Below are 6,468 nucleotides of genomic sequence, written 5' to 3'. Positions count from 1 at the left end.
TGTTGTCATAAAATATAACATTTTGTTATATTTATAACAAAAAACTGTTATATTTATAACGTTTAAATCGATTTATGCAACATTACAATACGATATTGTTTATTCTATTTGGGGTTACGGTATAATAACGGTGATATTTTAATTGACTTATAGAGTAAATAGTAGGTATATTGATAGCATACGTAGGGTGAGTTATCATTGTACATGGAGGAGATAATGGGATTTGCAGTAAGGGTATATGAGGCATTTAAGGATGATGAGGTAAAGGCAAAGGTTTTGGCAGAGTTTATTGAGAAAGTGGAAGAGGCAATAAGCAACAATCAGGTGGCGACGCGACAGGATATTGCCTTGACCGAATTAAAATTAGTGAAAGAAATTGAGCAAACTCGTAAAGAAATTAGAGAAGTTGAACTTAAGCTTACCAAAGAAATTGAGCAGGTGCGGGGTGAAATTAGAGAAGTTGAACTTAAGCTCACCAGAGAAATAAAGGATGTAGAGCTTAAACTTACCAAAGAGATTGAGCAGGTGAAAGCAGAAATGCAAGTTGAGATAGAAAAAGTAAGGGTTGAGATTCACAAGGTAAAGTCAGACATTTTAAAATGGCTTTTTGGGTTTTTCATTACCCAGACTATTACGATTATTGGAGTCATTGTGGGGTTGTTTCAGGTTTGGCGGTGATGACTGCCCAGCGATATATTCTTTCATCAGCAATTGCCAACATTTCCTTGTCCCCTTTGCTATCGCCATAGGCATAGATTTTTTGGTAATCATAAAGATTATATATTTCTTTGATTCGTTTTACCTTTTGTGGGCCATAACAATTTTTTCCAAAAAACTTGCCTGTTAAAAGGCCATACTTTACCTCTAACCTTAGGTGGTTCGAGATATACAATACATTATTTACTAAGGAGAACTACAATAGAACAGATGCATCAATTTCGCGTCTTGGTAGGTTGCTCATAGTGATTACATCAAACAGACCACCTCAAGATTGGTATGGCCGCTTTCCTGACCCTGTCGTTGGTGGTGCTATACTGGACAGGTTGGTTCCTGGTGCTATTAAGATCATTGTTAACAGAGGCGATACATATTGCAAAAAGAATGGCATTTCCATGAATAATATTGTTGACGGAAAAATGAAAATTAAGATTTTCACAATAGTGGTCTAAGCGTTTTTGGGGTGGGGAATATGATGGCCCTCGACACTTGCAGAACACAATAGAAAAATAAAACAGTTAATATAGAACGAGCTTCATTTTTTTACACTCATCATCTCCTGTATAATACGAATATCATCCTTATTCATTATAAATGCAAAAATAAGAAACCAATACACTATGGATATAAATAAAAATGAAGAATAGAACGATACCTGCTTAAAATTTAGGAACTCATAGATAAAACATACAACAAAAACTATCGCTCCTATAATAACATATTTTTTAAATACTGGTACCATTTTAATAGATTCAAGCTTTCTTAAGTAATAGTGACTCATGAAAAAAATTGTTGCATATGTAATACTGACTGAAGCCGCAGCACCTTTTATGTTTAAAATATTAATAAGAACAATATTTGCCACAATATTTACTATTGTTGATATCAGCATTATCCGGGAAAGAACACTCTGCCGATCCTTCCCAACCAATAAAATTGATGCTACATTAAATACAAATGGAACTGAAAACGAAATAATCTTTAAAAGGATTGCTGAATCATAATACTTGTTCCCAAATATTGTAGTTATAATAGTTTTAGCATATACAAATAATACGAGCATAAGATAAAATGAAACAATTCCAAAATATTTGCTCAAAATATCAAAAGAAAATTGGAATTTGGATCCATCCTTTTTTTCTAAAGCACTGTAAAGTGCAGGCATAAGTATTTTTTTGAGATTATCAGGAATTATGGCAAGTGTATCTATAAATAAAATGCTGTTACTAAAAAATCCAACCTGTGTTGTACCAACCATTAAAGATATTATAATTGCATTGATTCTAAATGTAAGGTTAGTAAGTATCGCAATTATTGAAAAAGGTACAGCACTCTTTATGAATGATATAAATAAAGATTTCTGGAACCTGAATTGTACTTTTGTAATAATATGTACTGTAAGGAGCACAATACAAAGATAAACTACTACAAGCCTAATTAAGCATAGATGATAGTAATTACCCTGAAGGACAATAACAGCTATTACTCCAAGAAAAAAAAACACAACATACAGTGAATTAACAATTGAAGGAAATACAAATTTTTGCTTTGCTTCATCAACTGCATAGTATGTCTTCATAAATTCATTGCCAATGCGCACCAGTCCCAGTATTAGGGTTAGATTTGCAACATCCCTGTTATACCCTGTAACCAGCAAAGAGATTGCCATAACTATATACATGGTTACAGACAAACTCAATTTTAAATAAAAGGCGTTGGCAAAATGTTCATTTTCGTATTCTCTTTCCAGGTTCAGTGCCCTTATTAAAGCTACATTTATTCCGATGTCTGTCATGAGGGAAAAAAAGGTTGCATAGCTTAGAGCTGTTGAATATTCACCAAAATGTTCAACCGAAAGATAGCGGGCTATCAGTATATTTAATACAAAAAATAGTGCTTTTTCAATAAATGAAGCTGTATTTACTATTACTGTATCTTTAAATATTTTTGATTTTGTTGTCATTGATTTTGGTTTGATTAAAAGTATACGTCCTTTTATTATATCCCTATTAAAATTACAATTTATATTTATTTTTCTAAAAGCTGTTTTATTTTGTTTTTATACAGTACACTTATTGCCAAATAATCAGAATTCAAATAATTGGATTTTTCTTTAAAAATTTTGTTTTTTTTGGTTAGCACCTTCCTACTCTTTGAATGAATAAGTATGAAAAAATAATTTTAAAGGATTGTACTTATTCATACATGGCATGACTATTTTAGTATACTAATAATTTTCTTAACATTTAACTCAATATTATGATTTTCAATAGCATATTTATAAGCATTATCAGATAATATTTTATATTTTTTTTTATCACCGGTTAATTCTCTTATTTTTTTATTTAATAACTCTACATCGCCATTGCAATAATACCCACAATGGAATTTATCTAAAAAATCCTCAGGATTTGCATACAATGTCACTATTGGCACTCCATTCATAGTTGCCTGTATAAAAGTCTGCGGAAATCCTTCATATAATGACGTATTCACAAACAATAAAGCATGTATAAATAATTCATCAATCTTACTATATGGAACAAAATCTATAAATGTAACATTCTTTATAATTAAAGCCTGTTTCTTAATATTGTTAAACAAACTTTCATCCTGACTTTTGGGACATACCATGCAAAATTGCAGGTCTGGATTATTCCTTGCCAGTTGTAAGAACACCTCAGGTTGTTTCCATGAATCACAACGGGCAACCCATAAAATATATTTTTTGTTTTGTACTTTATTTCGTTTTTTTATTTCAAAACCATTATAAATAATTATACTTTTGCATTTATAATCATGTAAAAGAGTATCTTGCTGATATTTATTCTGTGTTATTATAGTATATGCAAACTTCCTGAGTAAAAAAAATAGTAGTACTCTTGACTGGTCTGCTTGTCGTAAACCCTTAACTTCAACATCATGTGCAAACATAAAAATAAATTTTATTTTCAAAATCCAACAAATAAATGCAAGGATACACGATTCAGTCATTAAACCATGTTGAATTATAACTTCAGGTTTGCTAATAATAGTATATTTGATAAACTTATAAAATTTAACTATGCCACAATCTTTCTCATTATATAACTTAACCAGATTAAATTTATCATAATCATCAAAATCCATTTTATCATAAGCAGGTATAATTGAAAACGTTTGTATATCTTTATATTTATTTAATTCCTTTGCAATATTATACATCTGAACTGATGCACCACCAAATGTTCTGCTACTATCTTTAGTAAATAATGCTTCTGAATCTTTGGGAAACATAATAAATATTTTCATTTGCATTTATTCCTTTTATTTTAGAAACAATCAAAAGACATATATTAGAGCATCTATGAATGTCTTATTGATTATTAACTATCTCTTCAAAAAATAATAATCGTTGTTTTTCAGTATATTCAGTAGAAATTGTTTTAATTTCATCATGAAGAACAATTCTTTTTTTATTTTTTTCTATAAAACTAACCATTTCATCAATATTATCCAACGATGGTTTTAAATAAAATAGAAAATCCGGATTACTGGTAAGAAACGATGTATCCTTATATCCAATAATAGTAGGATACCCATACGCTAAATATTCACGCACTTTTATTGGGCATGCCTCTGTAAGGTTGTTTCTGTATAAGGCAAGAGTCCCTACACAAACATGGCATTGTTTAAGAATTTTTATATAATCCTCTTTTTGTAAATAGCCATGCCAGTAGAGATTGGGAACCAATTTTTCCCTATATATGCCTACTATATGAAAATCATATTGTGGTAAATACATAGCAAGTTTTTCAATTATATCAACACCATGCCAGGGTTGATTGGGGGTACCCATAAAAAATAGTGCGGTTCTTGACTGTGAATATTCAGGATCTTTAATTGTATGGTATTCATTTAAGTTAATACCATTGGGAATATATGTGGTTTTCTTTTTATATTTTGCTACTGAAAAATCATCTGCTATCTCTTTTGTTACCGCTACAATACCCTTCACATTATTAAATATTAAGCCTCGTAATAATCTATACGCCAGATAAATCAATAAAGATCGTATTGTTTTTCTTGCCTTGAAAAGTAAAAGGAATTCATGAACATCTAATGTGTTTAACTCGGTAACAACCTTATACTTCTGTAATATTTTTGATAGTGTCTTAGACCAAATATCATATCTATAATACACTATGTCAGGATTGAAATTTTCTAATTCATCCAATATTTTACAATTTTTAAATAATCTCTCTTTCCACGGTGATGCAACTAAATATTGCCTTGCTTCAAGTATAGAAGATCCTTGCCTTGGCACATTGGCATAAACTTGTACTTCATGGCCATTTTTATGCCACTGCTCCACCTGATCGTTTATTTTTTTAGTAACACCACTGTTTGTAGTAATGTCATGATAAAGTATATATGCAATTTTCATAATTGGAAGATAGATTTTGTCCCAAATGATGTTGTAAATTGGTTGTCATCTCCAGGGGATGTCCCAAAAGACATCTCTTTGCAATGACTTTTGCCCTCCTGTCATTGCGAGGAATGAAGTAACTAAGCAATCTTTTCTTCTGTGGCATTGAGATTGCTTCCCTTCGACAAGCTCAGGACAAGCACTACGCTCGTAATGACTTTGCACCCGCGTCATTGAGAGTCCCACTGTTTATTTTGGGACACCCTCAAGCAATAATTTTAAACAAAAGGAAATACCAAAAATGAAAGTTGAAAAAAAGGGACAAAAAAGCAAGTAAGAAAATCGAGAATTAATGAAAAAACTCTGCGCCAAGACCTTGAACATTCACTTCTTGAGCGGATAATTTCCTTTGGCATTGAATCATACCTTAAAATCGTTGAAGCTGAAATTACAGAGATTTGTAACTGTTTAGCTTCAATAAAATGGGAATTTTTGCCGGTTAAATTAAGCGGGTAAATCCCCAATTTAGATACAATTTAATTCAGCATTCTTGGTAAATCTTTCATGCCGAGGATGCTTTAATTTTTGTTCTTGGTTTGCAAGTATAGCCGGTCTTCTGCCATGAAATACATCAAAAGGTTTCAAATAATCAATACCTGCATGATACCTTTTGTTATTATATTCATAAACAAATTTTTCAATGACTTTTATACCCTCACCATAATATGCCTGACTAGTAGGTCACAATGCTTCAGTTCGGACAATCCCGAAATATAGGTCAAAAGCTCCCAGTATATAAAAAACCTGAAAAACCGTCAAGCATGAATGCCAGATAGTAATGCACTCTGCTCATTATGACATATGCTATATCTATATGCCAGTGATGATGCACGTAAAACTGATACTGAACAATCTCATGACTTCACCACGATTCCGAGCTGCCTTTGTTGGGCCTTGTGATTTTTCTTTAAAGCCATTTAAGTCTGCTTTAAAAAAATTCACTCTGCCAGCGGTAATACATATTTGGATGAATGCTATACTCTTCACTTATCTCACTAACTGTCTTTGCTTTGCCTAGCATCTACTTGACAATATTGAACTTTTCCTCAGGACTAAAACGCTTTCTCTTCTTGGTCATTTGTTCCTCCAGTATATTTTTCGGAGAATTTACTAGCTTATTTTTTATCCTATTTTCTTCCCCTTTTCATTGAAGCGGGACATAACTTCCAATCCCACCAACCATAAAATATATAACTTGATATAAGAATAAGTAAATTTTGTAATTTTAAATTATTATTAAATATACACCAATAACATATATAAAATATTGATAAAAAAATTAA

At 31.3% G+C, this 6,468-nt stretch carries 6 protein-coding genes; 2 read left to right on the top strand and 4 right to left on the bottom strand.

Features of this window, described 5'->3' with window-relative positions; all coding sequences use genetic code 11:
* The first annotated feature begins 216 nt into the window (after positions 1 to 216).
* Positions 217 to 678 carry a coiled-coil domain-containing protein gene (locus AB1444_16005; GenBank protein MEW6528159.1) on the top strand — a complete coding sequence of 154 codons (462 nt, stop codon included), beginning with the start codon at positions 217 to 219 and terminating at the stop codon, positions 676 to 678.
* Here AB1444_16005 and AB1444_16000 read toward each other — a convergent pair.
* Positions 647 to 892: a haloacid dehalogenase-like hydrolase gene (locus AB1444_16000; GenBank protein ID MEW6528158.1), complete on the bottom strand. Its 246-nt coding sequence runs from the start codon at positions 890 to 892 to the stop codon at positions 647 to 649. The genes AB1444_16005 and AB1444_16000 overlap by 32 nt on opposite strands.
* Between AB1444_16000 and AB1444_15995 the strand changes: the two genes are divergently transcribed.
* A complete protein-coding gene (locus AB1444_15995; GenBank protein MEW6528157.1) occupies positions 837 to 1,169 on the top strand; it encodes an ATP-binding protein in 333 nt (110 codons plus the stop codon). The genes AB1444_16000 and AB1444_15995 overlap by 56 nt on opposite strands.
* Positions 1,170 to 1,252: 83 nt before the next feature.
* Here AB1444_15995 and AB1444_15990 read toward each other — a convergent pair whose 3' ends face one another.
* The 3 genes from AB1444_15990 to AB1444_15980 all read right to left on the bottom strand — a co-directional run bounded on the left by AB1444_15990 (position 1,253) and on the right by AB1444_15980 (position 5,143).
* Positions 1,253 to 2,680, bottom strand: a complete 1,428-nt coding sequence (locus tag AB1444_15990) for a flippase (GenBank protein MEW6528156.1) — start codon at positions 2,678 to 2,680, stop codon at positions 1,253 to 1,255.
* Positions 2,681 to 2,931: 251 nt separating this feature from the next.
* Entirely contained in the window at positions 2,932 to 4,008 is a 1,077-nt protein-coding gene (locus AB1444_15985; protein MEW6528155.1) for a glycosyltransferase family 4 protein, read from the bottom strand.
* Positions 4,009 to 4,072: 64 nt separating this feature from the next.
* Positions 4,073 to 5,143 (bottom strand): glycosyltransferase family 4 protein, encoded by a 1,071-nt coding sequence (locus AB1444_15980; protein ID MEW6528154.1) that lies wholly within the window; start codon positions 5,141 to 5,143, stop codon positions 4,073 to 4,075.
* Between the last annotated feature and the right edge of the window lie 1,325 nt (positions 5,144 to 6,468).

It is taken from the genome of Spirochaetota bacterium, from assembly GCA_040756435.1.
In the GTDB taxonomy this organism is placed as follows: domain Bacteria; phylum Spirochaetota; class UBA4802; order UBA4802; family UB4802; genus UBA4802.
Note: the sequence above shows the minus strand (reverse complement) of the source record. Positions and strands in the feature narration are given on the sequence as shown.